Annotated in this window: 25 protein-coding genes; 13 read left to right on the forward strand and 12 right to left on the reverse strand. The window is 52.9% G+C overall.

All coding sequences use genetic code 11. The features are described 5' to 3' along the window. Nucleotides 1–19: 19 nt before the first annotated feature. Nucleotides 20–733 (reverse strand): two-component system response regulator RppA, encoded by a 714-nt coding sequence (rppA, locus tag AC286M_RS36560; protein ID WP_488209097.1) that lies wholly within the window; start codon nucleotides 731–733, stop codon nucleotides 20–22. Nucleotides 734–842: 109 nt separating this feature from the next. Between rppA (AC286M_RS36560) and AC286M_RS36565 the strand changes: the two genes are divergently transcribed. The 4 genes from AC286M_RS36565 to AC286M_RS36580 all read left to right on the forward strand — a co-directional run bounded on the left by AC286M_RS36565 (nucleotide 843) and on the right by AC286M_RS36580 (nucleotide 5,441). Further along, the gene (locus AC286M_RS36565) at nucleotides 843–1,589 is read left to right on the forward strand and encodes a permuted SH3 domain-containing protein (protein WP_488209098.1); all 747 of its coding nucleotides are present in this window, start codon (nucleotides 843–845) and stop codon (nucleotides 1,587–1,589) included. After that, nucleotides 1,583–4,753 carry an efflux RND transporter permease subunit gene (locus AC286M_RS36570; RefSeq protein ID WP_488209099.1) on the forward strand — a complete coding sequence of 1,057 codons (3,171 nt, stop codon included), beginning with the start codon at nucleotides 1,583–1,585 and terminating at the stop codon, nucleotides 4,751–4,753. The genes AC286M_RS36565 and AC286M_RS36570 overlap by 7 nt, the downstream gene beginning before the upstream one ends. 107 nt (nucleotides 4,754–4,860) lie before the next feature. Next, entirely contained in the window at nucleotides 4,861–5,196 is a 336-nt protein-coding gene (locus AC286M_RS36575; protein ID WP_488206071.1) for a DUF6883 domain-containing protein, read from the forward strand. A gap of 2 nt (nucleotides 5,197–5,198) precedes the next feature. Then, nucleotides 5,199–5,441 carry a DUF4926 domain-containing protein gene (locus AC286M_RS36580; RefSeq protein WP_488209100.1) on the forward strand — a complete coding sequence of 81 codons (243 nt, stop codon included), beginning with the start codon at nucleotides 5,199–5,201 and terminating at the stop codon, nucleotides 5,439–5,441. 135 nt (nucleotides 5,442–5,576) lie between these two features. Here AC286M_RS36580 and AC286M_RS36585 read toward each other — a convergent pair whose 3' ends face one another. Beyond that, nucleotides 5,577–6,146, reverse strand: a complete 570-nt coding sequence (locus AC286M_RS36585; protein WP_488209188.1) for a cation diffusion facilitator family transporter — start codon at nucleotides 6,144–6,146, stop codon at nucleotides 5,577–5,579. A gap of 69 nt (nucleotides 6,147–6,215) precedes the next feature. On the opposite strand from AC286M_RS36585, the gene AC286M_RS36590 reads away from it, so the two are divergent. After that, nucleotides 6,216–7,433 carry an IS256 family transposase gene (locus tag AC286M_RS36590; protein ID WP_488202914.1) on the forward strand — a complete coding sequence of 406 codons (1,218 nt, stop codon included), beginning with the start codon at nucleotides 6,216–6,218 and terminating at the stop codon, nucleotides 7,431–7,433. Here the strand turns inward: AC286M_RS36590 and AC286M_RS36595 are convergent. After that, nucleotides 7,314–7,868 carry a cation diffusion facilitator family transporter gene (locus AC286M_RS36595; protein WP_488209101.1) on the reverse strand — a complete coding sequence of 185 codons (555 nt, stop codon included), beginning with the start codon at nucleotides 7,866–7,868 and terminating at the stop codon, nucleotides 7,314–7,316. The genes AC286M_RS36590 and AC286M_RS36595 overlap by 120 nt on opposite strands. Before the next feature lie 212 nt (nucleotides 7,869–8,080). On the opposite strand from AC286M_RS36595, the gene AC286M_RS36600 reads away from it, so the two are divergent. The 3 genes from AC286M_RS36600 (at nucleotide 8,081) to AC286M_RS36610 (ending at nucleotide 9,386) form a co-directional block, all read left to right on the forward strand. After that, complete coding sequence (locus AC286M_RS36600) at nucleotides 8,081–8,512, forward strand: MFS transporter (RefSeq protein ID WP_488208909.1); 432 nt, start codon at nucleotides 8,081–8,083, stop codon at nucleotides 8,510–8,512. A gap of 71 nt (nucleotides 8,513–8,583) precedes the next feature. Next, complete coding sequence (locus AC286M_RS36605) at nucleotides 8,584–9,249, forward strand: DUF305 domain-containing protein (RefSeq protein ID WP_488208893.1); 666 nt, start codon at nucleotides 8,584–8,586, stop codon at nucleotides 9,247–9,249. Nucleotides 9,250–9,251: 2 nt separating this feature from the next. Next, nucleotides 9,252–9,386 carry a hypothetical protein gene (locus tag AC286M_RS36610; RefSeq protein WP_488208894.1) on the forward strand — a complete coding sequence of 45 codons (135 nt, stop codon included), beginning with the start codon at nucleotides 9,252–9,254 and terminating at the stop codon, nucleotides 9,384–9,386. A gap of 32 nt (nucleotides 9,387–9,418) precedes the next feature. Here AC286M_RS36610 and AC286M_RS36615 read toward each other — a convergent pair whose 3' ends face one another. The 5 genes from AC286M_RS36615 to AC286M_RS36635 all read right to left on the reverse strand — a co-directional run bounded on the left by AC286M_RS36615 (nucleotide 9,419) and on the right by AC286M_RS36635 (nucleotide 16,544). Then, entirely contained in the window at nucleotides 9,419–9,928 is a 510-nt protein-coding gene (locus AC286M_RS36615) for a DUF411 domain-containing protein (protein ID WP_488208895.1), read from the reverse strand. Between the two features lie 122 nt (nucleotides 9,929–10,050). Next, nucleotides 10,051–10,872, reverse strand: a complete 822-nt coding sequence (locus tag AC286M_RS36620) for a MauE/DoxX family redox-associated membrane protein (RefSeq protein WP_488208896.1) — start codon at nucleotides 10,870–10,872, stop codon at nucleotides 10,051–10,053. 207 nt (nucleotides 10,873–11,079) lie between these two features. After that, a complete protein-coding gene (locus AC286M_RS36625) occupies nucleotides 11,080–11,577 on the reverse strand; it encodes a hypothetical protein (protein ID WP_488208897.1) in 498 nt (165 codons plus the stop codon). A 110-nt stretch (nucleotides 11,578–11,687) separates the two neighbouring features. Further along, a complete protein-coding gene (locus AC286M_RS36630) occupies nucleotides 11,688–14,828 on the reverse strand; it encodes an efflux RND transporter permease subunit (protein ID WP_488208898.1) in 3,141 nt (1,046 codons plus the stop codon). A 99-nt stretch (nucleotides 14,829–14,927) separates the two neighbouring features. Continuing rightward, nucleotides 14,928–16,544, reverse strand: coding sequence for an efflux RND transporter periplasmic adaptor subunit (locus AC286M_RS36635; RefSeq protein WP_488208899.1), 1,617 nt, complete (start codon nucleotides 16,542–16,544; stop codon nucleotides 14,928–14,930). A gap of 93 nt (nucleotides 16,545–16,637) precedes the next feature. On the opposite strand from AC286M_RS36635, the gene rppA (AC286M_RS36640) reads away from it, so the two are divergent. Continuing rightward, nucleotides 16,638–17,330: a two-component system response regulator RppA gene (rppA, locus tag AC286M_RS36640; protein ID WP_488208900.1), complete on the forward strand. Its 693-nt coding sequence runs from the start codon at nucleotides 16,638–16,640 to the stop codon at nucleotides 17,328–17,330. After that, nucleotides 17,299–18,690 (forward strand): two-component system sensor histidine kinase RppB, encoded by a 1,392-nt coding sequence (gene rppB, locus AC286M_RS36645; protein WP_488208901.1) that lies wholly within the window; start codon nucleotides 17,299–17,301, stop codon nucleotides 18,688–18,690. Before rppA (AC286M_RS36640) ends, rppB begins: the two co-directional genes overlap by 32 nt. Before the next feature lie 21 nt (nucleotides 18,691–18,711). On the opposite strand, the gene AC286M_RS36650 is transcribed toward rppB, so the two are convergent. Continuing rightward, nucleotides 18,712–19,209, reverse strand: coding sequence for a hypothetical protein (locus tag AC286M_RS36650; protein ID WP_488208902.1), 498 nt, complete (start codon nucleotides 19,207–19,209; stop codon nucleotides 18,712–18,714). Nucleotides 19,210–19,229: 20 nt separating this feature from the next. Then, a complete protein-coding gene (locus AC286M_RS36655) occupies nucleotides 19,230–19,739 on the reverse strand; it encodes a hypothetical protein (protein ID WP_488208903.1) in 510 nt (169 codons plus the stop codon). A gap of 105 nt (nucleotides 19,740–19,844) precedes the next feature. Between AC286M_RS36655 and AC286M_RS36660 the strand changes: the two genes are divergently transcribed. The 3 genes from AC286M_RS36660 (at nucleotide 19,845) to AC286M_RS36670 (ending at nucleotide 22,481) form a co-directional block, all read left to right on the forward strand. Next, on the forward strand, nucleotides 19,845–20,252 hold the full coding sequence (locus AC286M_RS36660) for a hypothetical protein (RefSeq protein ID WP_488208904.1): 408 nt from the start codon (nucleotides 19,845–19,847) through the stop codon (nucleotides 20,250–20,252). Between the two features lie 133 nt (nucleotides 20,253–20,385). Then, on the forward strand, nucleotides 20,386–21,105 hold the full coding sequence (locus AC286M_RS36665) for a response regulator (RefSeq protein WP_488208905.1): 720 nt from the start codon (nucleotides 20,386–20,388) through the stop codon (nucleotides 21,103–21,105). Then, entirely contained in the window at nucleotides 21,102–22,481 is a 1,380-nt protein-coding gene (locus AC286M_RS36670) for a sensor histidine kinase (protein ID WP_488208906.1), read from the forward strand. The genes AC286M_RS36665 and AC286M_RS36670 overlap by 4 nt, the downstream gene beginning before the upstream one ends. Before the next feature lie 10 nt (nucleotides 22,482–22,491). On the opposite strand, the gene AC286M_RS36675 is transcribed toward AC286M_RS36670, so the two are convergent. Next, nucleotides 22,492–23,181: a DUF305 domain-containing protein gene (locus AC286M_RS36675; protein ID WP_488208907.1), complete on the reverse strand. Its 690-nt coding sequence runs from the start codon at nucleotides 23,179–23,181 to the stop codon at nucleotides 22,492–22,494. Between the two features lie 182 nt (nucleotides 23,182–23,363). Further along, nucleotides 23,364–25,475 (reverse strand): copper-translocating P-type ATPase, encoded by a 2,112-nt coding sequence (locus AC286M_RS36680; protein ID WP_488209102.1) that lies wholly within the window; start codon nucleotides 25,473–25,475, stop codon nucleotides 23,364–23,366. Nucleotides 25,476–25,624: the final 149 nt, after the last annotated feature.

The following is a 25,624-nucleotide window of genomic DNA, read 5'->3' on the forward strand; positions in this document are numbered from 1 at the left end:
CAGGGTTAATCAGGGGCAATTACAGTGACGGAAATCGATAGCCCTGCCCCGGCACCGTTTCGATGGGGCAGTTGCAGTTATAGCGGGCAAACTTGCGGCGCAGGAGGCGAATTTGAGCGGCGACAACGTTGCTAACGGGTTCTTCGTCGATGTCCCAAAGCTGAGACCGTAGCTTACTGCCGGGGATAATGCGATCGCAATTTTGCATCAGATAGGCCAAAACCTGAAATTCCTTGAGCGTCAGCGGAATGGACTGCTGAGGCTGGTCGGGCTGCTGAACGTACAGCGTTGTGTTGGCATCATCCAGGGCAAACGGCCCCACGGTAATTATTTCAGGTCGCAACTGGGGTGAGCGGCGCTGGAGGGCCCGCAAACGCGCCAGCAGTTCTTCCATGATGAAGGGTTTCACTAAATAGTCATCGGCTCCGGCATCTAGACCCGCGACGCGATTTTCAGCTTGACCCAGCGCGGTCAGCATTAGAACGGGGAGGGCATTATGTTGCGATCGCAATCGCTGGCACAGCTCTAGGCCAGAGAGTTCCGGCAGCAGCCAATCAAAGATGGCAACGGTGTAGTCGGCCCACTGGTTTTCCAGGCAGTACCAGGCTTGAGCGCCGTCCGTTACCCAGTCCACGACGTACTTTTCACTCACCAGAACTTGCTTGATTGCCAGTCCCAGGGCTTCTTCATCTTCGACTAAGAGCACTCGCATCCCACTTGCGCGATCAACCACGAGGTTGATTCTACCGAAGTCGCTGCCGTTTCATCTGAATTTCATCTGTCCTGTGGCACCCTGTTGGGGATTTTGATGTGAAATCTATTGCGAATGTGAGGAGGATGAGATGAAACCCCTACCGTTAATCAGTTCACTGCTCGCGCTCAGTTTGTCCATCGGCACGCCTGCGACCTTGGCCCACGTCGGTCACGGAGACGAGTTTCAGGCCACTGGCGGGGTAAACCGGGTCGAAGTCAACATGGAAACCGATTCCCTCCTGGGTATTCAAGTCTCACCCATTGAGTTTGCCGTTGATGGCAGCAACGCCGTTTTGATTCCAGTGACAGCGCTGGTTGATGACAATGGCCGTCAGCTCGTGTTTGTGCAGTACGAGGGCTACTACGAACCAGTCGATGTCGTCACAGGCGCAACGCAAGGCGATCTCATTGAAGTGGTTGAAGGACTATCGGTTGGCGAAAATCTCGTTACCCAGGGCAGTTTGTCCCTCTATGCCGAGTCGCGGAAAACTCAAACCGCTGAAGCCGCTCCGGACGCAGCAGAGAATGCAGAAAGCGCCGAGAGTGCAGCCGCGCCGATCACCGATGAAGCCCATGCTCAAGCAGATGCAGAAGGCATTCCCCACAGTCACGATGCTGAGGGCAATTTTGTCCAGACTGAAGACACCGCCAACTCAGATCTGGCTCAGCAGCCAACCGAAACGGCTGAGTCATCCGCTGCTGGTTTCCCGATGGGCAAAGTTGCGATCGCAGGTGGTGGCATCCTGGCAATCTTTGCCGTTCTGGTGATGATGACGGGTCGGAAGAAGCACAGCACCTTCTCCAACAAGCGGGGGGACTCTAATCAGCGATGCTGAACTCACTGCTCAATCAGATTCTCAAAACGTCCATTGCCCAGCGGTGGTTTATCGTGGCTGCCGCCGTTGTCGTCACGATTTGGGGTGTTTTCAGCGTTACCCAAATGCCGCTGGATGTGTTTCCGCCCTTCGCACCGCCCCAGGTGGATATCCAAACCGAAGCCGTTGGCCTCGCGCCGGAAGAAGTCGAAACTCAAATCACCGTGCCGATTGAGAGTGCGGTAAATGGTTTACCCGGTGTCACCACCGTGCGCTCATCCTCCAAGGTGGGGCTGTCGATGGTGCAGGTGGTGTTTGACCAGAACGCGGATATCTATCAGGCGCGGCAGTCCGTAACCGAACGGCTGCAACAGGTCACCAGTCAGCTACCGGAAAGCGCTCATCCCCCGGAAATCTCGCCGCTGGTGTCTCCCTTGGGCACCATTTTGCAATATGCCTTTACGGTTGATGGCCAGGGGCAAACCTCCCTAATGGATTTGCGTCGCTTAGTCGAAGCCACGCTCAAAAATCAGCTCCTCTCCGTGCAGGGAGTCTCACAAGTCACCATCTACGGTGGAGACGAACGCCAGGAGAAGGTGCTGGTTGACCCCGAAAAACTGCGATCGCAGGGTGTGTCGATCAACGAAGTGGTAGAGGCCGCTAGGGGAGCGAACTCCAGTGCGCCAGGTGGCTTTCTGATCGGTGGCGGCCAGGAGTTGCTGATCCGGGGCATGGGGCAGGTGGACTCGATCGATGATTTGCGGCAGTCGGTGGTGAAAGCGGAATTCGGAGAGACAATTCTGCTAGAGGATGTGGCCGAGGTGCAAACTGGCTCGGCTTTGAAGCGCGGTGATGCTAGCCTGAACGGTCAGCCAGCGGTGGTGCTGATGATCAACAAGCAGCCGGAGGTGGATACGCCCACCGTCACCCAAGCAGTCGAAGACGTGATGGCCTCCTTGCAGCCAACCTTCCCGGCAGATGTGCAGGTGACGCGCACTTTCCGCCAGTCCAACTTCATTGACTCCGCCATTCGCAACGTCAGCGGCTCCCTGATTCAGGGCATCATCATCGTGTCGGTGATCATGCTGCTGTTTTTGATGAACTGGCGCACGGCAGTGATTACGCTCAGCGCCATTCCCCTGTCACTGCTGGTAGGGCTGATGCTGATGAAAGCCTTTGGTCTGGGCATCAACACCATGACGCTGGGCGGTCTCGTGGTGGCAATTGGTTCGGTGGTCGATGATGCGATCGTCGATATGGAAAACTGCTATCGCGGCCTCCGCACCAACCAGGCGCAGGGCAGTCCTAAGCATCCGTTCCAAGTGGTGTATGACACCTCAATACAGGTGCGACTAGCCGTGATTTTCTCGACGGTGATTATTGTCGTTGTGTTTGCCCCCATTTTCAGTTTGACGGGGGTAGAAGGACGCATTTTTGCGCCGATGGGACTGGCCTACCTATTCTCGATTGTGGCTTCAACACTGGTGGCGATGACGCTTTCGCCTGCCCTCTGCGCCATTTTGCTAGCCAATCAAACGCTACCCCAGGAAGGGACATTCATCTCGCGACTGGCGGAACGGCTGTATCGCCCACTGCTCAATCTGTCGCTGCGTGCGCCCCAGGTTATCTTGGCGCTGGCGCTGGCGATCTTAGTGGCAGCGGTAGCCGTGGTGCCATCTCTGGGGCGGGTCTTTTTGCCAGAGTTCCAAGAAAAATCTCTGGTCAATTCGATGGTGCTGTTCCCCGGTGTGTCGCTGGATATTACCAATGGGGCAGGCAGGGCGCTGTCGAATTCGCTCCAAGATAATCCCCTTTATGAGTGGGTGCAGGTGCGAGCCGGACGCGCCCCCGGTGATGCCGATGGCGCTGGGGTCAACATGGCTCACGTTGATATTGAACTTAGCGACTTGGCGCTTAAAGATCGGGAAGCCAGTATTCAAGAGCTGCGGGAAGCCTTTCTGCAACTGCCCGGTGTCGCGCCCAATATTGGCGGCTTCATCTCTCACCGCATGGATGAAGTGCTGTCTGGGGTGCGAAGTGCGATCGCAATTAAAATCTTTGGCCCCGACCTAGCGGAACTGCGGCGTATCGGCGAACAGGTGCGCGATGTAATTGAACCCATTGCAGGCGTTGTAGACCTACAGCTTGAGCCACAGTTGCCCATTCGCCAGGTGCAGATTCAGTATAATCGGGCTGCCGCTGCCGAATACGGGCTAACGATGGCGCAACTCTCAGACGTGGTGGAAACCGCGCTCAATGGTCAAGTCGTCTCTCAGATTGCGGAAGATCAGCAGCTGATCGACATTTTTGTCAGCTTACCGGAATCGGAGCGGAGTAACTTGGATGCCATCCGCGCGATTCCCATCTCGCTGCCATCAGGAGCCATGATTACCCTCGATACCGTCGCTGATATCGACTACGGCATGGGCGCAAACGTGGTCAACCGAGAAGATGTGTCGCGTCTAATCGTCGTTTCTGCCAACGTTGCCGAGCGCGATTTAGGTAGCGTCGTCGGCGATATTCAAGCCCAGATCCGCGATCGCGTGCAGTTGCCCAGTGGCTATTTCATTCAATACGGGGGCCAGTTTGAATCTGAGCAGCGAGCCACTAACAGCCTACTCATATTCAGCATCCTGGCGGCCATCGTCATCGCCGTGCTGATGCTCTTCTCCGTCAAGTCGCTGTTTGCCACCCTTGCCATCATGCTCAACCTGCCCTTGGCACTGGTGGGCGGTATTATCTCTATTTTGTTGACCGGAGGCGTGATGTCAGTGGCCTCGCTGATCGGCTTCATCACCCTATTCGGCGTAGCCGTTCGCAATGGCTTGCTGCTGATGGACAACTACAATCGTAAATTCGCCCAACGACTACCGCTCAAAACGGTGATTTTCCAAGGTTTACTGGAACGAGTTAATGCCATCCTGATGACAACGCTCACATCGGCGTTGGGTATGTTACCGCTAGCCATTGCCAACGGAGCCGGAAATGAAATCCTGCAACCCCTAGCCATTGTGGTGCTGGGCGGTCTGTTTACCTCAACCGCGCTAACCCTGTTGGTGATTCCAGCTCTCTATGCCAAGTTTGGCCGCTGGTTTATGCCCAAACCTAAACCTGTCGATCTAGAGGCTGCGTTTTTGAGCAATGGTGCTTCGAGTAGCCCGTCTGAAACCTCGGTTAGCCCATAGCGACCCAGGGGCTGCTTCTTCAAGAGCTGATAGAGTTGAATCCTGATAGAAACAGATGCATCTGTTTCTATCAGGATTTTTGGGATCACATAGGCTAGCTGAAAAGCATGAAACTATCTCGCAATGCAGTGATTACGGAAGCTAAGCTCACAAAGTATCTGCTGGTCTGGCGAGATGCAGATGATAAGTCTAAGTTTCTTGAGCAAGCAGGATACACTTTAGGAAACTGGCAGCAACTGGAAGCTGATTTGAGGAGTCAAATCTTACCGCTGGAAGCAGTGCCGTCTGATGAGCCAAATCGATTCGGAGATGTTTACGAGATTCGGGGCATATTGCATGGGGTAAATGGCCGTGACTTAGCCGTGATCACGATTTGGATGATTGAATACGAAACGAAGGTGACGAAGTTTGTCACCCTATATCCAGACAAGGAGGCCAGGTAGTGGTGTTTGAGCTGTTTACAAGGGTAGCCTTACGAGAAGATTTTCCGAAACATCAGTTACATCAAGGTGATGTGGCGACCATTGTGGAGCATCATCCGGTAACTGAGGGCGAAGATGGATATAGTCTGGAAGTGTTTAACGCAATTGGGGAAACGATTGCAGTGTTGGTGGTTTCTGAATCACAGATTGAACCACTTATGAGCAATGAAGTATTACACATCCGCGTGTTGGATCAGGCAGTTTAGAAAAGTTTGCCTGAAATATGGCTAAAGATGCGATCGCAGTTTCTTAAAGAAGTGCGATCGCTTTTTTATACAAAATTTTTGTGTGCTGACTTCACCCACTTAAACACTTCCTTTTAATTGAGTAGCAGGTGGAAACTAGTTGTGTAGCAATTCCATACAGGGTTCTCCATGACAAGAATTGACCTCAACTAGTACGTGGGAAAGGGAAGGAATATGGCTGAGTAGATTCTTGTAATACTCTGGTGCTTGTGGGTAGTGGGTCACCAGGGAAACGGTTGCAGACAAGTGGTTTTGGCTCACATGCCAGACATGCAAATCGACTACACGATTATCAGCATCGTTTTCAATCGCGTTCACAATATCCAGCTTGATGTGCTTACTAATGCCGCCATCGAGCAAGATTGAACTGGTGTCACTCACCAAGTCATAAGCCCATTTAGTAATCACTCCGGCACCGACTAACCCCATCGCGGCATCCAGCCAGATCCAACCTAGAAACTTCCCAGCAAACAAGGCAATGATAGCCAAAACCGAGGTCAGCGCATCCGCTAAAACGTGAACATATGCAGCTCGAAGATTGTGATCTGAATGATGATGGTGACCATGTTCCCCATGATGATGATCATGGCCGTGGTTATGATCGTCTTGGAGTAGCCAAGCGCTCACTAAATTTATAGCTAATCCAAGAATCGCAACTCCAGGGATTGTAAATTAGATTGTGTCAAAGGTCAGAGATGAGATCTAATGAACTATTGAACCTAAGAGACTCGTACTATGACTTTTCGACCTGAACTCCTGGATGAATTGCTTAAAGGCTATCAGAATCCCGAAGACCTGCTGGGGGATGGAGGGATTCTTAAGCAGCTCACGGCGGCTTTGGTGGAACGCTGCTTGAATGCGGAAATGAAAACCCATCTGGACGAGCAACAGGCGGAGCCTGAAAGCGACGTCAAGCCAACTCGTAACCGCCGCAACGGCCACAGCAAGAAGACCATCAAAGGGGAGTTTGGAGAAGCTCAAATCAATGTTCCCCGTGACCGCAACAGTGAGTTTGAACCCATCATCGTCAAGAAGGGGCAGACCCGCTTCGAGGGCTTTGATGACAAGATCTTGTCCCTCTATGCCAGGGGCATGAGTACCCGTGACATTCAGGCTCAACTGCAAGACCTGTATGGCGTTGAGGTCTCAGCCGGGCTGATCTCGAACGTCACGGATGCGGTTGAAACGGAGCGTAAAATTTGGCAAAATCGCGCGCTCGACCCGGTTTATCCCATCGTCTATTTTGATGCCATCGTGGTCAAAGTCAGACAAGACGGGCGGGTGATCAACAAAGCGATTCACTTGGCGCTTGGGGTTAACTTGTCTGGCACCAAAGAACTCTTGGGGATGTGGATGACCCAGAACGAGTCTGCCAAATTTTGGCTTCAAGTGCTCACAGAGCTGCAAAATAGGGGTCTCAAAGACATCTTCATCGCTTGCTGTGATGGCCTCACTGGCTTTCCCGATGCCATTGAAGCGGTCTTTGCTCAAACCCAGGTGCAGTTGTGCATTGTTCACATGGTACGAAATTCACTCCGCTATGTGTCCTACAAAGACCGTAAGGCGGTTGCAGCAGACCTCAAGCTGATTTACACGGCCAGCACTGAGACTGAAGCAGAGCAGCGCTTAGTTGAGTTTGCCGAGCAGTGGGACCAGCAATATCCAACCATTAGCAGGTCTTGGCTTCATCATTGGCAGCGGATTATTCCCTTCTTTGCTTTTTCACCGGAGATTCGTAAAGCAATCTATACGACCAATGCGATTGAATCGATGAATATGACTCTTAGAAAGGTGATTAAAAACCACCGAGCTTTTCCAACCGATGAATCTGCCCTAAAAGTTATCTACTTGGCAATTCAAAATATTGCCAAAAAGTGGACCATGCCCATTCGCGACTGGAAACCCGCTCTCAACCGCTTCGCGATTGAATTCAGCGATCGCTTTCCAACTTGAGTTTTTACCTTTGACACAATCTATTTGACATACCCCAACTCCAATCGCTTCATTAAACTGAATGGCTTGGGGTTGGAAAAACCGCTCTACCGATTCAAACGCCATCACAAATGCAATGACTGCTAGAGCAACGGCGCTGGCGAACCCGCCAAGCACACTCACTTTGCCAGTGCCAAAGGTATACCTTGGATCAGCCGCATGTCGGCGGGCATAGCGATAAGCAAACACTGTGATACCAAATGCCGCGACGTGAGTTGCCATGTGCCAACCGTCTGCCAACAGCGCCATCGAACCAAAAATGGTGCCTGCGACAATTTCGGCAACCATTGTGACTGCGGTTATGAGCATCACGACCTTGGTATTTCGCTCTGCTTGATTCTGATGAACTGAGAAGTCATGAGAATGGTGCCACTGATCAATCGTGTGAATATGCATAAAGTTTTAAATCACTCAGTTGGACGCTTTACCAGTAAGTATTTCTAAATTGTATAGTCTTTCAGATGCCCCCCCAGGGGGACATACAGTGAAGCTATATCAAACGTTTCAGCTATGTTCAAACATTCATATTTCAATGCATGTTTTCAACACCATGACTCTTTCAGTGCTTTAGAAATCCCACCTTTGCCCGTCTTTACTCCACCCAAACCATCAATTTAGTTGATGATGCCCTCACGCACGTCACAGCCTACGTCATCCTGTCGCCTCTTGCTGGCACGACCTCAGATCGGATCGACCGCAAACAGATCATGGTTATCAGCCACTTGGCGCGCATGATCATTGTCTGTTTTCTGCCGTTTGTCACACAGCCCTGGCAGATCTATGGAATTGTGCTGGCGCTGAATGTGTTTTCAGCCTTTTTCACTCCCACCTACACCGCCACCATTCCCCTGGTCACTTCCGCAGCCGACTATCCAACTGCGATCGCAAACACCGCACAGAATCTAATGAGCCGTCCCGCGCGACATCTTGCCCAGCCCATGCCGACTCGGAATTCAATATGCAGTACAAGTTCGTTAAACACTTCGCATTTCATCCATATTTCACTTTTGGGCTGCACAGTAAAATTAGCGGTTATTTGATTCAGTTAATGCTTAAACGATTACTGAAGGAATATCTGCCACCTTTTTTCTAATAAAGGATATTGTGCAATATGCGCCTGAGACGAACCTGGGTTTCGTGGGTGTTGGTGGGGAGTATGCTGTCTGCCACTGTAGGGCTGGCAGGATGTAGCACCTCACCTGAGATTTCTGAGCGTTCCGATTCTCAAACGACGCTGGCGGGGGATACCTCAACGGCAGATCACGTGATGATGATGATGGACTTGGGGCCTAAAGATGCTGAGTTTGATTTACGCTTCATTGACGGAATGATTTTGCACCATCAAGGAGCAGTTGTCATGGCTGAAGCCGTCCTCGAACAGTCTCAACGGGAAGATATAAAGCAGTTAGCCCAAGCTGTGATTACGGCTCAGCAGGGCGAAATTGACCAGATGAAGCAGTGGCGACAAGCATGGTATCCCGATGCGAGTGCGGAACCTGTGATGTATCACGCCGAAATGGGCCACTCAATGGCGATGACGCCTGAAATGCAGGCTGCCATGATGATGGACGGTAACTTAGGCACAGCCGATGCTGAGTTTGATCTGCGGTTTATTAATGCCATGATTCCTCACCATGAGGGCGCGTTAGCGATGGCGGAGCAAGTTTTGGAAAAGAGCGATCGCACTGAACTTCGAGAGCTAGCCCAAAACATTCTGGCCACGCAGCAAACGGAAATTAAGCAGATGGAAGAGTGGCGACAAGACTGGTACGGTTAGTGATGTCAGTAGGATCAGCAAAATGTGCGATCGCATATTCCAAGTGCGATCGCACATTTTGCTATAGTCACGTCTTGTATCTTCAAACTCAAACCCGAAAAGAACTACTTGGCCGCCGCTTAGCGGCGACCAAGTAGTTCTTTTCGGGTTTTAATCGGACTCCGTATCACTATGAATGGTCAGCAAAAGCAGCGGTTTCACCGGATTCAGTGAACGAGAAAACCGTATAAGGTTCAACATAATCACCAGATTCCATACCGGGTGAACCGATAGGCATACCGGGGACTGCAATACCAGCCACTTCAGGTTTTTCGACCAATAAGCGTTGTACATCTTCGGCTGGAACATGGCCTTCCACAACGTAGCCATCAACTACAGTGGTGTGGCAGGAGGCGAGATTGGCCGGAACTCCATACTGTTCCTTAATAGCCGTCATATCTTCTGTTACATTATCCTTGACAATAAAACCAGCCGCTTGCATGTGCTCAATCCACTGACCACAGCAGCCGCAGGTGGGACTACGGAAAACAGTAATCTCAGTATCCATTGCAACTTGCTCCGCCGTATCCGCTACCGCTTCCACATTGGGAGTTTGGGCAATGGAGCAGCCGGTTAGGGCAACGGTGGTTGAAACCAATCCTACAGCGACTAATCTGGATGTAAATAGACGACGATTCATAGAGACCTCTGCATGGCAATGTCAAGCTAGCGTCTTACTCAAGCATAGTTTGCCCACTAGCCTGACGCACAATCATGAAATCGAAATGAAATGGTCATGCCTAAACGTTAGTGACCTAAGCACTATTCAGCAGACTGAAGTTGCGCGATCGCAGTTGCCTGAGACAATTGCCTAACCTGCGGCTCTATCTCACGGGTGCCGACCGTCGAAAAGATGAGAGTTGCCCCCATCAGCGCCATAATCGCGTTTTCTGCAAAGCTGACCACTCCCAGCGGAGCCTTGGAATTGCCGCCAATACAAGCACAGTTGAGCGCTATTTTGTCGATATAGACAGCTTTGAAGACCGATACCGCCCCGCTTACGCCCACAACTAATGAACCAATCCCCGTTGCTAGAGGTGCGATGCCGGAGAGAAAGCCCAGACCAATGGCAAGCTCTGCAAAGGGATAGATTTTGCCATAGGGCTTAAATCGTTGAGTGACCAGATCGTATTTGGCAAAGCTTTCGGAAAAGGCGTTGATATCCATTAGCTTCAGAGAGGCCAGCATCGATAAGGAAATACCCATGAAGCCAGGGACGCCAAGGGAGGTCGCTAAAGCCATTAAGCCAGCAGTGGAAAATAAAGCCGCAACTGGAGTATAGGAGTAATCAGCCTTTTCAGCCTCGACATCAAAATAGGCTGCCAGATCGGTATAGCCACCAATGCGGCGATCGCCAAAGAAGATCTGGGGTGTTGTGGCAACGTTGTGCTGGGTCTTGAAGGCAGCAACGTCCTCTGGGGAGGTCAGTTTAATATCGTCAAAGGCAATGCCTTTTTCGTTGAGCAAATTCACTGCCCGCACCCCCCAAGGACACTCATGTTCAGAAGTAGACATGCGGTAGAGCTTGACTGAGTCTTGAGCATCTGGTTGAGCTTTATTGGAATTGGAAAGTATAGCGGTCATCGATTCACCTCGCGGATGCCAAACGGCATCAAACTGTTGATGAATCCACCCTAAAGCCTACAGTGAACTTTAGAGTCAAGAGGTGGGCTGAAGATTTTTTGACGCTCTCCATCCTGTATGAATTAAGCACTCAAAAAGGGATGATTTTGCTGCCGTAAGCCGCAGCAAAATCATCCCTTTTTGGTTTACTACAAGCGGTAAGACAATCTACTTGGAGAAGCTAAAGCGGGCATTGACCCTTTCGCCTTGGATATCAGTTTGGATGACGGTTTTATATTCTCCGGTTGCCTGACTGGGGATGAAGGCAAAGAAGTGTTCTCCCGCCGCGTCATACTCCATCGGAATTTCCTGCTGCGAGCCATCGGGAAGCTGGATTTGGGCAACAGCAGTGGCATCGGCAACGGCTTCGTGGGTGTCGCCCGTTTGCAGGTACAAATCTAGATGAATGCCATCTGCTTCGGACACGGGTACTAGTTCCATGTGGTAGGCTCCGGTTTCGACGACCTGGCCGCCTTTTGTCGCAGCACTGTGATCGTCTGATGCAGCCGTTTCGGTTGCGGCATCGTCGGCTGGGGTGGTGGTTGGGCTTTCTGCAACAGAAGTGTCAGCCGTTGATTCAGGCGTCGTTGCCGTTTCGGAGTTACCGCAAGCAACTAAGGTGAGTAGACTTGTGAGCAGTAGGGCTTGAGCAATTTGAGAACGCATGGGATGAACCTTCTATTTTTTGAGTGGAGCTATGGTTTGGGTATTGGGGCAAGGGGGCGGGGGAGTAAGGGAGCAGGGGGGCAGGTTGGGGAATTGGGATTAAGCAGGAATTAAACGGGGCTCATGGGTTGGTCTGAAACAGCCGCTTTCGATTCAGTGGCCTGGATGTCAGAGGTAATGAATGCAGGTACGAGATAGCGGCCAAATTGAGTGTAGAGGGCGGGCAAAACAATTAGCGTGAGGGCGGTGGAGGTAAACAGTCCGCCAAGTACAACCACCGCTAGCGGCTGCAAAATTTCTTGACCGGGGTCAGAGCTGATCACCAGCGGCAGCATCCCCAGAGCGGAGGTAAAAGCCGTCATCAGAATCGCATTGAGCCGCTCCATTGAACCCGTGAAAATGACCTGTGGCAGAGGCATTCCTGCCGCTAGCTTGCTGTTGTAGTTGTCTACTAGCAGTAAGCCATTGCGGACGGCAACGCCAAACAGAGTGATGAAGCCCACGAGGGACGCTACCGAGAGAACGCCACCTGCGATCGCAACTGAGACAATGCCGCCCATAACGGCTAAGGGCAGGTTCAGCATGATCATGATCGTCGCGGGTAAGGATTTCACGGTGAAATACATGAGGATGGCAATCACCACAAGTGCTAGAGCGCCGAATACCAGGAGGTTCTGGGTGGCTCGCTGCTCAGATTCAAACTGGCCACCGTACTGGATGAAGTAGCCGGGAGGAAATGTAACCTGCGATCGCACTTTGTCCCGAATTTCGGCAATGACGGAACCCAAATCGCGATCGGCCACGTTTGAGGACACAATGATCAGGCGCGACACATTTTCTCGACTAATGGAATTGGGGCCAGTGCCATAATCGACCTGGGCAAGCTGCTCCAGCGGAATGCGATGTCCATCCGGCGTATCAATCAGCATGGCGCGCAGGGTACTGGGATCACTGCGGGCGGCAGACTCAAACCACACCACCAGGTCAAATAACTGCTGATTTTCCAACACTTGGGAGACGACGCGACCATTGAGGGCGGTTTCAATAGTTTCGGCCAACGCCTGCATACTCAGGCCATAGCGAGCGGCAGCGGCACGGTCGAAGCGGATCTGAACCTGACGCACGGGTAACTGAGGAGCCAGTTGCAAATCGACCACGCCCTCTACAGTGCCCATCACCTGTGTCACTTCGGTGCCCAGCCGTCGGAGTTCAGCCAGATCGGGGCCAAAGATTTTAACTGCGATCGCACTTCGGACACCCGACAACACCTCATCCATCCGGTGCGAGATAAAGCCACCCACACTGGCTGGAGCACCTGGAATTTTCTCGAATTCAGCCCGCAGATCGGCCAGCGTTGCTTCGCGGTCTTTCATGCCGACATCACTCAGTTCAATATCGAGTTCCGCAAAGTTGGAGCCGACCACATGCGGATCGCCCGGTGCGCGGCCCGATCGCATTTGCAGACTGGCAAACCGAGGATCTTCTTGAAAGGCAGCTTGCACAGCTAATCCCGCCCGATTGGTAGCCGCCAAGGAGCTACCGGGAAACAGGTTCATGGACGCCACCAGCGATCGCTCCTGAAACTCCGGTAAAAAGACCCGTCCTAAAACGGGTAACAGGGTCAGCGAAGCGACCAGTGCCCCTACAGCCACCAGCAGAATCAGCCGAGGGCGCTCCAGAGCCAGCCGCAAACCTGGTCGATACAGGCGTTGGCTGCAGCGAGATACCCAAGTCTCTTCTTCAGGCAACGGCGCGTAGGCCAACAGAAATGCACATAGGGCAGGAGAGAGGGTGAGTGCCACCAGGGTCGAGGCAAAAATGGCTACTAGGTAAGCAATGCCCATTGGCGCAAAGATGCGGCCTTCTACCCCCGTCAGCGAGAAAATTGGGGCAAAGATGACGGCAATAATCACGGTGGAGAAGAGAACGCTGGTACGAACCTCCACCGAAGTGTCGTAGACGACCTGAAAGGGATGCTTGGGATTGCCCAACTGCCGATTCTGGCGGAGTCCCCGATAGCAGTTTTCCATATCCACAATCGAGTCATCCACCACCGAACCAATGGCAACGGCTAATCCGCCCAACGTCATGGTGTTGACGCTGAGGCCAATCCAATCCAGCAGAATCAAACAGATTAGGAGTGACATCGGAATGGCGCTGAGTGTAATCGCCGCCGTGCGCCAGTTCATCAAAAACAACAGCAGGATGACCGACACAATGATGATGCCGCCCCGCAGGGAATCCCGCACATTATGAATCGAGGCTTCGATGAAGTCAGCCTGACGGAAAGTGCGATGGATCGTGACATCCGCTGGCAAACTTGGCCCTACTTCCTCCAGCGCCGCCTCTACCTGCTCGGTCACCGTTAACGTATCGGCCAAGGGCTGCTTATTGATCAGCATCACCAAAGCTGGTTGGCCGTTAAGGCTCGCATCGCCCCGCTTTAGGGCTGGGCCGACTGTCACCTCTGCCACATCTTGCAAAAGCACAGGTTTTCCATCTCGTGCCGTAATCACCGCCTGCTGCAAATCCTGAATCGACTCAATGCGACCAATCCCTCGGATCAGCAGTTCCTGATCGGCATCAATTAGGTAGCCACCTGCCCCGTTCTGGTTCGCTGCCGCCGCCGCTTGGCTGACCTCCTCTAGCGTCACCCCAAAGGCGTTGAGTTTAGCAGGATCGACCAGCACTTGGTACTGCCGCTCCTCGCCACCAAAAACGGTAATTTGAGTAACGCCAGGTACCGCGAGCAGCCGATTGGTTACCTGTCGGTCGATCAGCTGTCGTACGTCCATCAGCGGTGTGGATTCAGCCGTAAAGGCATATTCCAGCACAATGCCCAGCGGCGAGTTGAGCGGAGCCAGTTGAGGCGCTTCCACCCCTTCCGGCAAGCGAGATTGGGCCTGCTGAATTCGTTCCGTGATCAGCTGCCGCGCCTGATAGATATCGGTATCCCAGCCAAATACCACCCGTACGGCAGAAGCACCCGCCACCGAGGTCGATCGCACCGCTGTAACGCCTGGTGTGCCGTTGACGGCGCTTTCAATCGGCAGCGTGACTAAGGATTCCACCTCCTCTGGAGCAAGACCGGGCGCTTCGACTTGAATTTCCACTTGGGGCGGCGCAAAGCTGGGAAACACGTCCAAGGACATGTGGTTGAGGACACGCAGTCCGTAGAGGGTGACGAGGACGGCTCCGATGACGACGATCCAGCGTTGGGCGATTGACCATTTGAGGATTGAGTTGAGCATGGGAAAGTGAGGAGTGAGGAGTGAGAAAGGGGTGGATGGGTGGATGAGGGGGGTAAGTAAGGGAGCAGGGGGGCAAGGGAGCAGGGGAGAGAGGGGGGATTACTTTTTGTCTAGGGTGGTGGTTTCTGGGGAGGTGGTGGTGAGGGCGTAGGGAGGGGTGGGTTCGGTAGGGTGTGGATTGAAGGGGGCGAGGGGTGTGGGGCGGGTGCGGCGTCCGATGAGATAGGCGGTGCTGGTGGTAGTTGCGATCGCACCTATGCCTCCGACAATGAATAACCATTGGGGAACGGCGCGACCGGAAGGTGCGGCTTCCATCTCGGCTTTGGCTGTAGCGCTGTCGCCTCGCAGGGATTGGGCATAAAGCTGCAATGTGCCTTGGGCAACCACCTGATCGCCTTCAAACAGTCCTGATTGCACCTCTACCTGATCGCCAGCCGTGCGCCCGATGGTCACTTCAACGGGTTCAAAGGCATCACCATTTTGCACAAATACGAGGGACTGGCCCTCGGCGTCTACCACGGCACTGGCGGGAATGGTCAAGACGGCTGTGGGGGTGCGATCGGTCAAGATCTCCAATTCGGCGAACATGCCAGGTTTGAGCGCGGCTCCAGCATTCTCTAGGGCGGCTGTCACGGGCACAATGCGAGTCGTGCCGTCTACCACCGCGCCAACCCGAATTACGCGCCCTTGGAAGAACTGGTCAGGCAAACTAGCAATCGTCACGCGCACTGACTGGCCTTCGGCCACCTGATCTAAATCTTTTTCATAGACGTTGGCCGTCACCTGGAGCGCATCGCCATTGACAATCCGCATCAGCGGCGTCACGGCTTCTTCGACCGCTTCACCCAGGGTGACGGGACGGTCTGCGACCTTGCCGGCAATTGGGGCTTTTACTGTGACGACGCCCCGCTCCGTTGCCGAGCTGTTCAACTGCTGGAGGCGCGTTTCATAGGCTGTCGTACTAAGTTGGACATGGGAACGAGCTGCATCTAGTTCCGCCTGCGCCCGCTCTAGCTCCGCCTGGGCTTCCAAAACTGCTTGTCGGCTTTCAGCACGAGCCATTTCACTCTGGGCGGCGGCCAGCTCAGACTGAGTTTCTAAAAACTGTTGGCGGGCGATCGCACCGGCTTTGAGCAGCAATTGGTCTTGCTCAAACCGTTCCTGGGCAAGGGCGAGATGCTGCTGAGCTGCTTTTATTTCGGTGTCTGCGATCGCAACTTGACGCTCATAATTACGTTGAGCTAGCGTCAGATTGGCCTCTGCCGATCGCAAGTCGGCCTCTGCCCCAACTCGATCTTCCTGGGAGGCAACCCGTAGCTCAATCAAATCGGGGGCAATCACCTTGGCCAAAGGCTGTCCGGCTGCAACCGTTGCGCCCGGTTCCACCAATAGTTCGATCACCGTGCCATTAATCGGCGCATTCACCATCACCGCTTGATCGGGCTGCGCCACCAGTTCTCCAGTCGTTTCAATGCCAATGCTCAAAAACTGGGACTGGACGGGGGCCAGCTTAATCCCCAACCGCTCCGCCGTGGTCGGATCAACTCGAATGCCGCTCACAGGTTGGCTCGTGCCGGATTGAAACTCTGCACCGTGATCATGTCCCGTATGGGCCACCACCGCAACTGGTAAAGTGATTAACGCAACTGGTAAAGTGATTAACGCAACCCCAAATACTGATCCGACCCAAGCCGCTAGCCGATAGTGAACATGCATACCGATTCTTCCAGAAAGCGAACAGGACAAACGAACGCGAATGTTGGCTGGACGGCATAGTATCAGCTAAATATGAAATCACGATGAATTTTTATGCGTATCCTCTTAGTGGAAGATGAGCCGGATTTAGGCAAAGCGATTAAGCGTACCCTGATCCAGGAAGCCTATGTGGTGGACTGGGTGCAGTCGGGAGATGAGGCGCTGGCCTATCTGGAAAACGATTTGCCGCTTTACACAATTGGGGTGTTTGACTGGATGCTACCGGGACGGTCGGGAATCGAGCTGTGTCAGTGGCTGCGATCGCACCATCATGCCCTGCCCGTTTTGATTTTGACCGCCAAGGATCAAATTGAGGATCGAATTACGGGATTGGATGCCGGAGCTGATGATTATTTAGTCAAACCCTTCAGCATGGCTGAATTACTGGCGCGTCTCAGAGCACTGCGGCGACGGTCGCCTGAGATTAAGCCGAGTCAAATTCAGGTGGGGCCGCTGATGCTGGATTGCGATCGCAGAATGGCCTTTCTCAATGCTGGTGAACTCACCGAGCAGCCCATCGAGCTAACCCAGAAAGAGTTTCAGTTGCTTCAGTATCTAATGGAGCATCCGAACCGGATTCTGACCCGCGATCAGGTGCTCAACCAGCTCTGGGAAATTGGCGCTGAACCCAACAGTAATGTTGTTGCGGCTCAAATGCGGCTCCTGCGGCGGAAGCTGGCCAAGTATTACTGTGATGATCTAATTGAAACCGTCTATGGCATGGGATACCGCTTCAACGCCGAATAAGCTATTTCGTCGCAGCCGTTGGCAGCTCACTGTTTGGTATACCGGAGTGATGACGGTGGTACTGGGGCTGAGCGGCTTTGGCGTGTATGAAGCGATTGCCCATGCCCATCGGGTCACGGCTGACCGCGAACTGAAGTCTGTGGCCGAAACGGTTCATGATGCCCTGGAAACTACGCTCACGGCTAACGGTCAAATTGATGGCCTGTCGCAAAATTTGTTGCCCAATCTGTGCGTGGCCGGAGAACCCTGTCAGGTGCCATTTGAGGCATCGCGGGGGCATCATGGCGGAGCGCCCTATCGCGGCAGCTACTATTTTCGCGTGCTGTCGCCGGATCAAACGCTACTGGCAACGGCAGGCATCCTGCCCGAAGGCTTGCCAATGACAGATACCGAAGCCGCTTGGCACACGCTGCGAGATGACGCGAACAACCAGTATCGCCAGATTGCGCTACCGCTCTACAACCTCAACGATCAAAGCCGTCTGGGCACGCTGCTGGTCGGGCGATCCTTCAGTGATTTTGCCGCTTACCTCGACATGATTCGCTGGATTATCATCCTCAGCTTACCGCTCACGGTAGGACTAATTGCGATCGCAAGTTGGTGGCTTGCAGGAGTGGCACTCAAGCCCGTCCGCGTTTCGTACCGCAATATTCAGCAGTTTACGGCTGATGCCGCTCACGAGTTGCGTACACCCCTCACCGCGACACAGGCCACAGCGGAATCAGTATTGCGACTGCCCCACATTTCAGATGCAGAGGCGCGGGAAACGCTCCAGGTAATCACCCGCCAGAACCAGCGGTTGACAACGCTAATCAGTGACCTGCTGCTGCTGTCTCGATTAGACATTCAACGTTCAACCGCCCAAACACCCTGCTGTTTACAGGATGTGCTGAGCGATATTGAAGAAGAACTGGCCGCACTTGCGATCGCATCTGACATTCAACTGGTGCTTGAGCAACCCGCCGAACCGCCGATCATCGTCCTGGGTAATGAAGCACATCTCTATCGGCTGGTGCTGAATGTGGTTAGTAATGCCATTCAGCATACGTTAGCGGGTGGCAAGGTCATCATCCAGCTACAGCAAAGTACCCGCAACACATTCCCGGAAGGCGAAAAGCGACAGGCGATAATTACCGTAGAAGACACAGGCATTGGTATTGCTCCAGCCGATCAGCAGCGGATTTTTGAGCGGTTCTATCGAGTCGATAAAGCCCGTTCTCGATACAGCGGCGGTTCGGGATTAGGATTGTCAATTGCCCTTGCGATCGCGCAGGCTCACGGCGGCGAAATTCAGGTTCAGAGCGAGCTAGAACGGGGCAGCACCTTCACCATTCTGTTGCCCATCATCCGCACTGCGTAATATCGCATGGCAAAACCCCCATCAGTTGATTGATGCGGCAATGACCAGGGCAATCAGGCTGACCAGGGCGAATCCTGCCCGCGCTACGTGAGAATATTCCCAGCGATTGCGCAAGTTTGTCCAGGCCCACGAACGGGGATCGTCCGGCTTCACTCCAAAGGCGAAAAAGCCAGTACTCACGTTGCTTAAGTCCTCATTTTGCAGCCAGAACTGGTTCACGGGATGGGTAATCAGCCAGTACACGCCTTGCATACCGATGATGCCTAGTAAGGCTATACCGATTAGCCAGAATTCTATGCTGCCTAGTCGCACAAGGAACAGCAGAATCAGCATCAGGATCAGACTCATGGGTTCACTGATGCCGCCAATCGTGAAACCAGGATAATAAATGGGCTGCACGGCGTAGTAGGTCTCTTTTGAAAGCCGCAGTTTTCCTGGTAGCTCCAGAGCATGAGCCAGCGCAAGGGCCATTGCGATCGCAACCACCACCACAGTCAAAACGTGTAAAACAGTTAACATGACGAATACCTCCTGGTGAGTCAAAGCACAGAGGCCGAAGGAACAGGATGCCGGGAGCGATGAGCTGGAATTTTAACCAGGACAGACATCAGACTAGTGCTAAACCCAAGCAAATACAGCCCAAATCGAGCCGCATGAGCATATTCCCAGCGAGCGCGATAGGTCATCCAGTTGGCGGGCAAATTATCGATAGTCCAAGTCTCCACGTATATATTTACTGGGCCATTGTGCAGTTGCCAAACTATCAAGGCCAGACTAATGCAGATAGATGCCAGCAGGCTCCAGCGAAAGGAATGCCGCTGTTTTCGGAGCAGGACGGTAACTGCGATCGCGCTGAGAAACGCAATGACTTCAATCGGGCCTAACACTTGACCAAATCCCTCATAAAGGCGTTGTTGCACCCAGAGATAGTTCTCAGCAGAGAGTGACATTTTGTTGGGCAACTCCAGTAGATGAGCGAAGGCCACTCCAGCCGATAATCCCGTTGAAACAATGGCTGTAAAGGCCAATATCTTTGAGAGCTGGTTCATGGTTTATGTCTCCGTTCCTCCTTGGATGAGATTACGGTTCACACGATAGGCTATGAGTGTTTCAAGATTCTTTCAATCTGGTAACAGCTAGTAACAGAGGATTGGATGATGCGACCAAAAATCAGCCATCAATCACCTAAGGGATTTGGCTCAATTGAGCATCGACAAAATGCTACTCTTTTGCTGCGGCGTAAGACTCAAGCTGATACCCAGGGCTATCCGATCGTAACGATTGCTTACTATGGCCCTGACGAGGACACTGCGACCAAAGTCGCCGTTGGGATTGTCGATCAGTCCCAAGAAGTCATCGATTTAAAGCGTTGGCTTGCAGATGGGATCGAAATCCGGATGGATGACACAGTGAATCGCCAAATTCTCGATTTCATCAAGCGCAAAAGGGCCAAGCAGGTGATTATGACTGACGGAATTATCGGCTGTCCCCATGAAGAAGGTATTGACTATCCTGAGGGAGGAAACTGCCCTGAATGTCCGTACTGGGCCGACAAACGTTGACTCAGATCTTGCACCCAAATAACCCTTATGAGTTCTCGGTTTGCAAGGTCAAGATCTGAGTTGACATACAACTGCAATCAACTGTTGCTGAGATGAAACAAAGTTGATTAAGCGCTCAATCTAGAATTGCGGTATGACTGAGCCTCCCCTGATTTTGATTGTGGATGACGACCGCGAGATTCGCGATTTGCTGTCGCGGTTTCTGAATCGGCATGGCTATCGAGTCAAGACGGCGGCTGATGGGGCGGGCATGTGGCGCTCACTCGATATCCATCCCATCGATTTGATTGTGCTGGATTTGATGCTGCCGGGAGATGATGGTTTGGCTCTGTGCCAAAAATTACGGTCTACTTCTACGCTGCCTATTGTGATGTTGACTGCCATTGGTGACGATGCGGATCGAATTGTGGGGCTGGAATTGGGGGCCGACGACTACGTGACCAAGCCGTTTAATCCGAGGGAGCTGCTGGCACGGATCAAAGCTGTCTTACGCCGAATTGAGTATGTCACGGTCGAAGTCCAGCAGAAACCACCAAAAGGATTTGGGTTTGATGGTTGGCAATTGGATCTGGCCAAACGAGAACTCTGTTCTCCCGATGGAGTGCTGATTCCCTTAACGGCCAATGAGTTCGACCTCTTAGCTGCATTCGCAGAGCATCCCCAGCAGGTGCTGAGCCGTGATCAACTCCTGGAGCTGACGAAGGGATATGAAGCCGCTCCCTTTGATCGCAGTGTGGATGTGCAACTGAGCCGTCTGCGCCGCAAAATTGAAGCGAATCCCAAAGTACCAACCCTGATCAAAACAGTGCGAGGTGGTGGCTATTTTTTTACACCAGTGGTGGAGAAACGATGAAGCGGATCAAGCGATTATTACCCAGCAGTCTGGCAGGGCGAATTACGCTGATTTTGACGATGGGATTCTTCTCAGCCCAGTCGATTGCTGTATGGCTACTGGTTCACGATCGCACTGTCACCGCAATGAAAATATTTGGTTTATCTGTTGCGGATCGAGTTGTCACTATTATCGACGTGATGGAAACGCTGCCACCGGATGAACAGGTCAAGCTATTGCAGGCACTCCACAGCCCCCGGTTTCAGGTCAGTGTTTTAGACCAGCCGCCGTCCCAGCCCCAGCGGGAAGCGTGGCACGCCGACGAGATTCGCCAGGACGTGCGATCTCACCTCATACCCCAGCTTAGCCAACCCATTCAGATCCAAGTGCTTGACCGCTGGTCGAACAGTTCGCTCCTAGATCAGTCAGATGGTTCTGCTCTTGTGCCGCTGCTATCTAGCCGTCAAACGATGGTGATTGCCGTTCAACAAACTCGCGATCGCTGGTTAGTCTTTGTCACCCCCTCGGACATCGTTTCTCTCCGCAGCAGCAGTCACCGTTGGTTTGTATTTCTGTTTATCGGACTTGCCATTTGGCTGCTGTCGCTCTGGGCAGCTCGACGAGTCACCCAGCCGATTACCCAATTTGCCACTGCCGCTGAGCAGTTCGGTCGGGATATCAATGCACCGCCGCTTCCCGAAGCGGGTTCGCGTGAACTCCGTCAATCCATTCAAGCTTTCAATCAAATGCAGGAACGGCTGCGGCATCTGGTAAATGAGCGCACGTTTATGCTGGCCGCCATTGCCCATGACTTGCGAACGATCCTCACCCGACTGAAACTGCGGGCTGAGTTTATTGATGATGGGGAGCAGGCTCAGAAGGCGATTGCTGACATTGACCAGATGCAGACCATGCTCACGGAAACCTTGACCTTTGCCCGCGCAGAATCCACCACCGAAGCTTTCGTTAAGCTGGATTTGGCGAGCCTGCTTCAAAGCCTGTGTGATGATGTTGTTGATACAGGGAAAAAGGCAATTTATCAGGGACCAGTCCACGTGACCTATGTTGGCCAACCTACTGCTCTACATCGAGCGTTCATGAACCTGATTCACAATGCAGTGATCTACGGGAACGAGGCGGAGGTGACGCTGCGCTCGAAGCAGGAAAGGCTTGAGGTGGTAATTCGCGATCGCGGTTTCGGCATTCCTCCTGAATTCCAGGGCAAAATCTTTGAACCGTTCTTTCGTCTAGAACAATCCCGCAACCGAGAAACCGGAGGAACCGGGCTGGGATTAGCCGTCGCTCAAACCATCATCCAACGTCATAGCGGTACCATCCAGGTACAAAGCCAGTTAAACAGTGGGAGCACATTCACGATCACGCTACCCACTGTCTAAACGGATTAGGCTATCGCTGTCCTCGATGCATCCAGCCAGGCATACCGCCAACCTCGTACCAGTCTTGCAGCCAAGACTGCATCTGCCAGATTTCCTGCCGCTGGGTATTGGCGATATTCTGGGCAAAAGGCTGTACGTCCTGATGCTCAACCAGACCGTGATTTACCAGACGCTGCGACATCATCACGGCTCCCATGTGGTGCATAACCATATCTTCTAGAAACGCCTGATCCAGCTCATCTCCTTCAAGCTGGCTGAGGTCACGCATCATGGGAGAGTAGGTCAGACTGGTTTCCTGACCGGGATACCATTCGTCTAGCCACGCCTGCATCTGCTCAATTTCGGCGGTTTGCACATCGATAATGTCCTGCGCAAACGCGCGCATCTCAGGCCGATCGCTGTACTCCAGCACGCGCTGAGCGGTGGCAATGGCTTCCTGATGGTGAGGAATCATCAGGCTCAAGAACTCAAACTCGCTATTGGCCTGCATCATGTGCATCATCTGCCCGTGGTGCCCTTGCCACTGGCCTTGGTGCATGGGCATTTGATCCCAGTTCATCGGCATTTGCCAGCCCGCTGGATCAGATGACTGTAATGGGTCAGCATTGGAGGGTGAAGAAAGATAAGAAAAGGTAGCGACACCTGCGATCGCAACACCAACACCTGCGATCGCGACGATAGATTTGGTAAGAAGTTGCATAGGGTGTAATCCCCTTGAAGCGTTATACCTCTATTTTAAATCCTCTACTTGACTAGAGAGTTAAGGGATGATCGTATCGCAGAAACCATAATTTACACTTCTTGATACATCTCAATTCAGCATTCGATGTTCGATCATTGAGAACAAAGCACGATTTCTGCCAAACTCCTACCGGGTTGGACTTAGGCTAGTTTGGCTCGGCGTAGCATCACCGCATTAATTGCCACGATCACGGTCGAAAGGCTCATCAATAAAGCACCTATCGCCGGAGAAAGCACGATACCCCAAGCCGACAGTACGCCTGCTGCCAGGGGAATGGCGATCACGTTGTACCCGGTAGCCCAGAATAGATTTTGAATCATCTTGCTGTAGGTCTTCTTCGCTAGCACCAGCGCCTTTACTGCATCTAGGGGATCGTCTTCCACTAGTACCAAGTCAGCGGACTCAATCGCCACGTTGGTACCCGCCCCAATCGCTAAGCCCATATTGGCTTCCAGCAAAGCGGCTGCATCGTTGATGCCGTCACCCACAAAGGCAGTAGGAGCCTCTTGTTTCAGCTCTCTGATGCGATTCACTTTGTCTTCAGGCAGCACGCGGGCGTAGTAGCGATCGATGCCCAGATCTTCAGCAACAGCACGCGCAACGGCTTCGGCATCCCCGGTAATCATCACCGCCTGGATGTCCATCTCATGCAGGCGATCGATGGTAGTGCGGGCACGTTCTCGGATCTGGTCAGCCATTGAGATAACTGCGATCGCACGTTCAGTAGTCATCAGCACAACAGCACTTTCACCCCGCTCATCGGCTCGGCTTAATGCCTGTTGCAGTGGAGCAGAAAACGATAGATGTTGCTCCTGCACCCATTCCGGTCGTCCAACCCGATAGGTTTGTCCATTGATCAGGCCCTCTACGCCCCGTCCAGTCACGGTTTGGAAGTCATGCGTTTGGGGTAGCGTTAGCTGCCGCCGATGAGCTGAATCGACAATTGCTTTCGCAAGAGGATGCTCGGAGGGATTTTCTAGGGCAGCGGCAATGGCTAACGCTTCATCCTCATCCATGCCGTCCACAGCGACGTTTTGGACGCCAAACTTGCCTTGGGTCAGCGTTCCAGTTTTGTCGAAAGCGACGATTTTGATATCCTTAGCTCGTTCAAGAGAATCACGGTTGCGGACTAGAATGCCGTTGCGAGCCGCCAGTCCAGTGGAGTTGGCAATCACCAGCGGAATCGCCAGTCCCAGGGCATGGGGGCAGGTAATCACTAGCACCGTCACCGCCCGGTTGATGGAGAAGATTAGATCGCTGAGGGTAAGCCAAATGATAAAGGTAAGGGTGCCAACCGAAATGGCAATAATCGTCAGCCAGTAGGCCACTTTATCTGCGAGTACCTGATAGCGACTGCGGGACGACTGCGCCTCTTCCACCAGCCGCATGATTTGACTAATGGCCGTGTCTGCTCCAATACGAGTCACTCTGACCTGTACGGAACCTTCCGTATTCACCGACCCCGCGACCACTTCATCCCCGACTTCCTTGTGAACAGGCTTCGATTCACCCGTCAGGAACGATTCGTTGATGCTGGTGCGGCCCTCAATCACTTCGCCATCATTGGGAATTTGTTCGCCAGGACGAATCAAGATGACATCGTTGACTTGGATCTCATCAACCGAAACATCTTCAATGTGACCATTCCGCATCCGATGCGCTGCGTTGGGCACCAGGGTCGAGAGTTCTTCTAGCGCTTTGCTCGCTCCCTGCACCGAGGCCATCTCAACCCAGTGGCCCAGCAGCATGATGTCGATCAGTGTCGCTAGTTCCCAATAGAAGGGCATTCCCTCCAGGCCCAGGGACACGGCAATACTGTATACAAACGCCACCGTAATTGCCAGCGCAATCAGTGTCATCATACCGATCTTGCCCTGAAACTCGTGCCACGCGCCCTTGAGAAATGGCCAGCCGCCATAGAAATAGAGGGCAATGCCGAGAATGGGATTAATCCAACCAGAGCCAGGAAATGAGATCGCTTCATACCCCAACCAACCCTGAAGCTGTGGCGAAAAGTAGAGAATCGGCAGCGTCAAAATCAGCGAGACGAAAAATCGCTGCTTGAACATGGCCGGACTGTGATGCCCATGCCCGCTGTGACCGCCATGCCCCCGGTGTCCGCCACGGGCGCTATGAGCGTGGTCGCCATGATATGCACCAGCAGCCTCTACGGGATGACCAGTGTGGTTATTATGGGCATCATCAACGCTAGAGTTTTCAGCTTGGGGGGTGGAGTGACGAGGATGATTCATAGAACTTAGGTGAGTAACAGCTCGATATCGTGGGTATGTTTAACCCTAAAGCCTCAAGTAGACTATAAGTTCTAGCGTTTGCAACAAAACTTAAAATTGATGATAAAAAGCCCTATCAAACTACTCATGAGAGTGGCTATCACTGTGAC

Source organism: Thainema salinarum CENA647 (assembly GCF_057732415.1).

Excerpts from the sequence above, each read along its gene's own strand:
- AC286M_RS36565 (WP_488209098.1), top strand. The coding sequence starts at position 843 with ATGAAACCCCTACCGTTAATCAGTTCACTGCTCGCGCTCAGTTTGTCC.
- AC286M_RS36570 (WP_488209099.1), top strand. The coding sequence starts at position 1,583 with ATGCTGAACTCACTGCTCAATCAGATTCTCAAAACGTCCATTGCCCAG.
- AC286M_RS36575 (WP_488206071.1), top strand. The coding sequence starts at position 4,861 with ATGAAACTATCTCGCAATGCAGTGATTACGGAAGCTAAGCTCACAAAG.
- AC286M_RS36590 (WP_488202914.1), top strand. The coding sequence starts at position 6,216 with ATGACTTTTCGACCTGAACTCCTGGATGAATTGCTTAAAGGCTATCAG.
- AC286M_RS36595 (WP_488209101.1), bottom strand. The coding sequence starts at position 7,868 with ATGCATATTCACACGATTGATCAGTGGCACCATTCTCATGACTTCTCA.
- AC286M_RS36605 (WP_488208893.1), top strand. The coding sequence starts at position 8,584 with ATGCGCCTGAGACGAACCTGGGTTTCGTGGGTGTTGGTGGGGAGTATG.
- AC286M_RS36610 (WP_488208894.1), top strand. The coding sequence starts at position 9,252 with ATGTCAGTAGGATCAGCAAAATGTGCGATCGCATATTCCAAGTGCGAT.
- AC286M_RS36615 (WP_488208895.1), bottom strand. The coding sequence starts at position 9,928 with ATGAATCGTCGTCTATTTACATCCAGATTAGTCGCTGTAGGATTGGTT.
- AC286M_RS36620 (WP_488208896.1), bottom strand. The coding sequence starts at position 10,872 with ATGACCGCTATACTTTCCAATTCCAATAAAGCTCAACCAGATGCTCAA.
- AC286M_RS36625 (WP_488208897.1), bottom strand. The coding sequence starts at position 11,577 with ATGCGTTCTCAAATTGCTCAAGCCCTACTGCTCACAAGTCTACTCACC.
- AC286M_RS36630 (WP_488208898.1), bottom strand. The coding sequence starts at position 14,828 with ATGCTCAACTCAATCCTCAAATGGTCAATCGCCCAACGCTGGATCGTC.
- AC286M_RS36635 (WP_488208899.1), bottom strand. The coding sequence starts at position 16,544 with ATGCATGTTCACTATCGGCTAGCGGCTTGGGTCGGATCAGTATTTGGG.
- rppA (WP_488208900.1), top strand. The coding sequence starts at position 16,638 with ATGCGTATCCTCTTAGTGGAAGATGAGCCGGATTTAGGCAAAGCGATT.
- rppB (WP_488208901.1), top strand. The coding sequence starts at position 17,299 with ATGGCATGGGATACCGCTTCAACGCCGAATAAGCTATTTCGTCGCAGC.
- AC286M_RS36650 (WP_488208902.1), bottom strand. The coding sequence starts at position 19,209 with ATGTTAACTGTTTTACACGTTTTGACTGTGGTGGTGGTTGCGATCGCA.
- AC286M_RS36655 (WP_488208903.1), bottom strand. The coding sequence starts at position 19,739 with ATGAACCAGCTCTCAAAGATATTGGCCTTTACAGCCATTGTTTCAACG.
- AC286M_RS36660 (WP_488208904.1), top strand. The coding sequence starts at position 19,845 with ATGATGCGACCAAAAATCAGCCATCAATCACCTAAGGGATTTGGCTCA.
- AC286M_RS36665 (WP_488208905.1), top strand. The coding sequence starts at position 20,386 with ATGACTGAGCCTCCCCTGATTTTGATTGTGGATGACGACCGCGAGATT.
- AC286M_RS36670 (WP_488208906.1), top strand. The coding sequence starts at position 21,102 with ATGAAGCGGATCAAGCGATTATTACCCAGCAGTCTGGCAGGGCGAATT.
- AC286M_RS36675 (WP_488208907.1), bottom strand. The coding sequence starts at position 23,181 with ATGCAACTTCTTACCAAATCTATCGTCGCGATCGCAGGTGTTGGTGTT.
- AC286M_RS36680 (WP_488209102.1), bottom strand. The coding sequence starts at position 25,475 with ATGAATCATCCTCGTCACTCCACCCCCCAAGCTGAAAACTCTAGCGTT.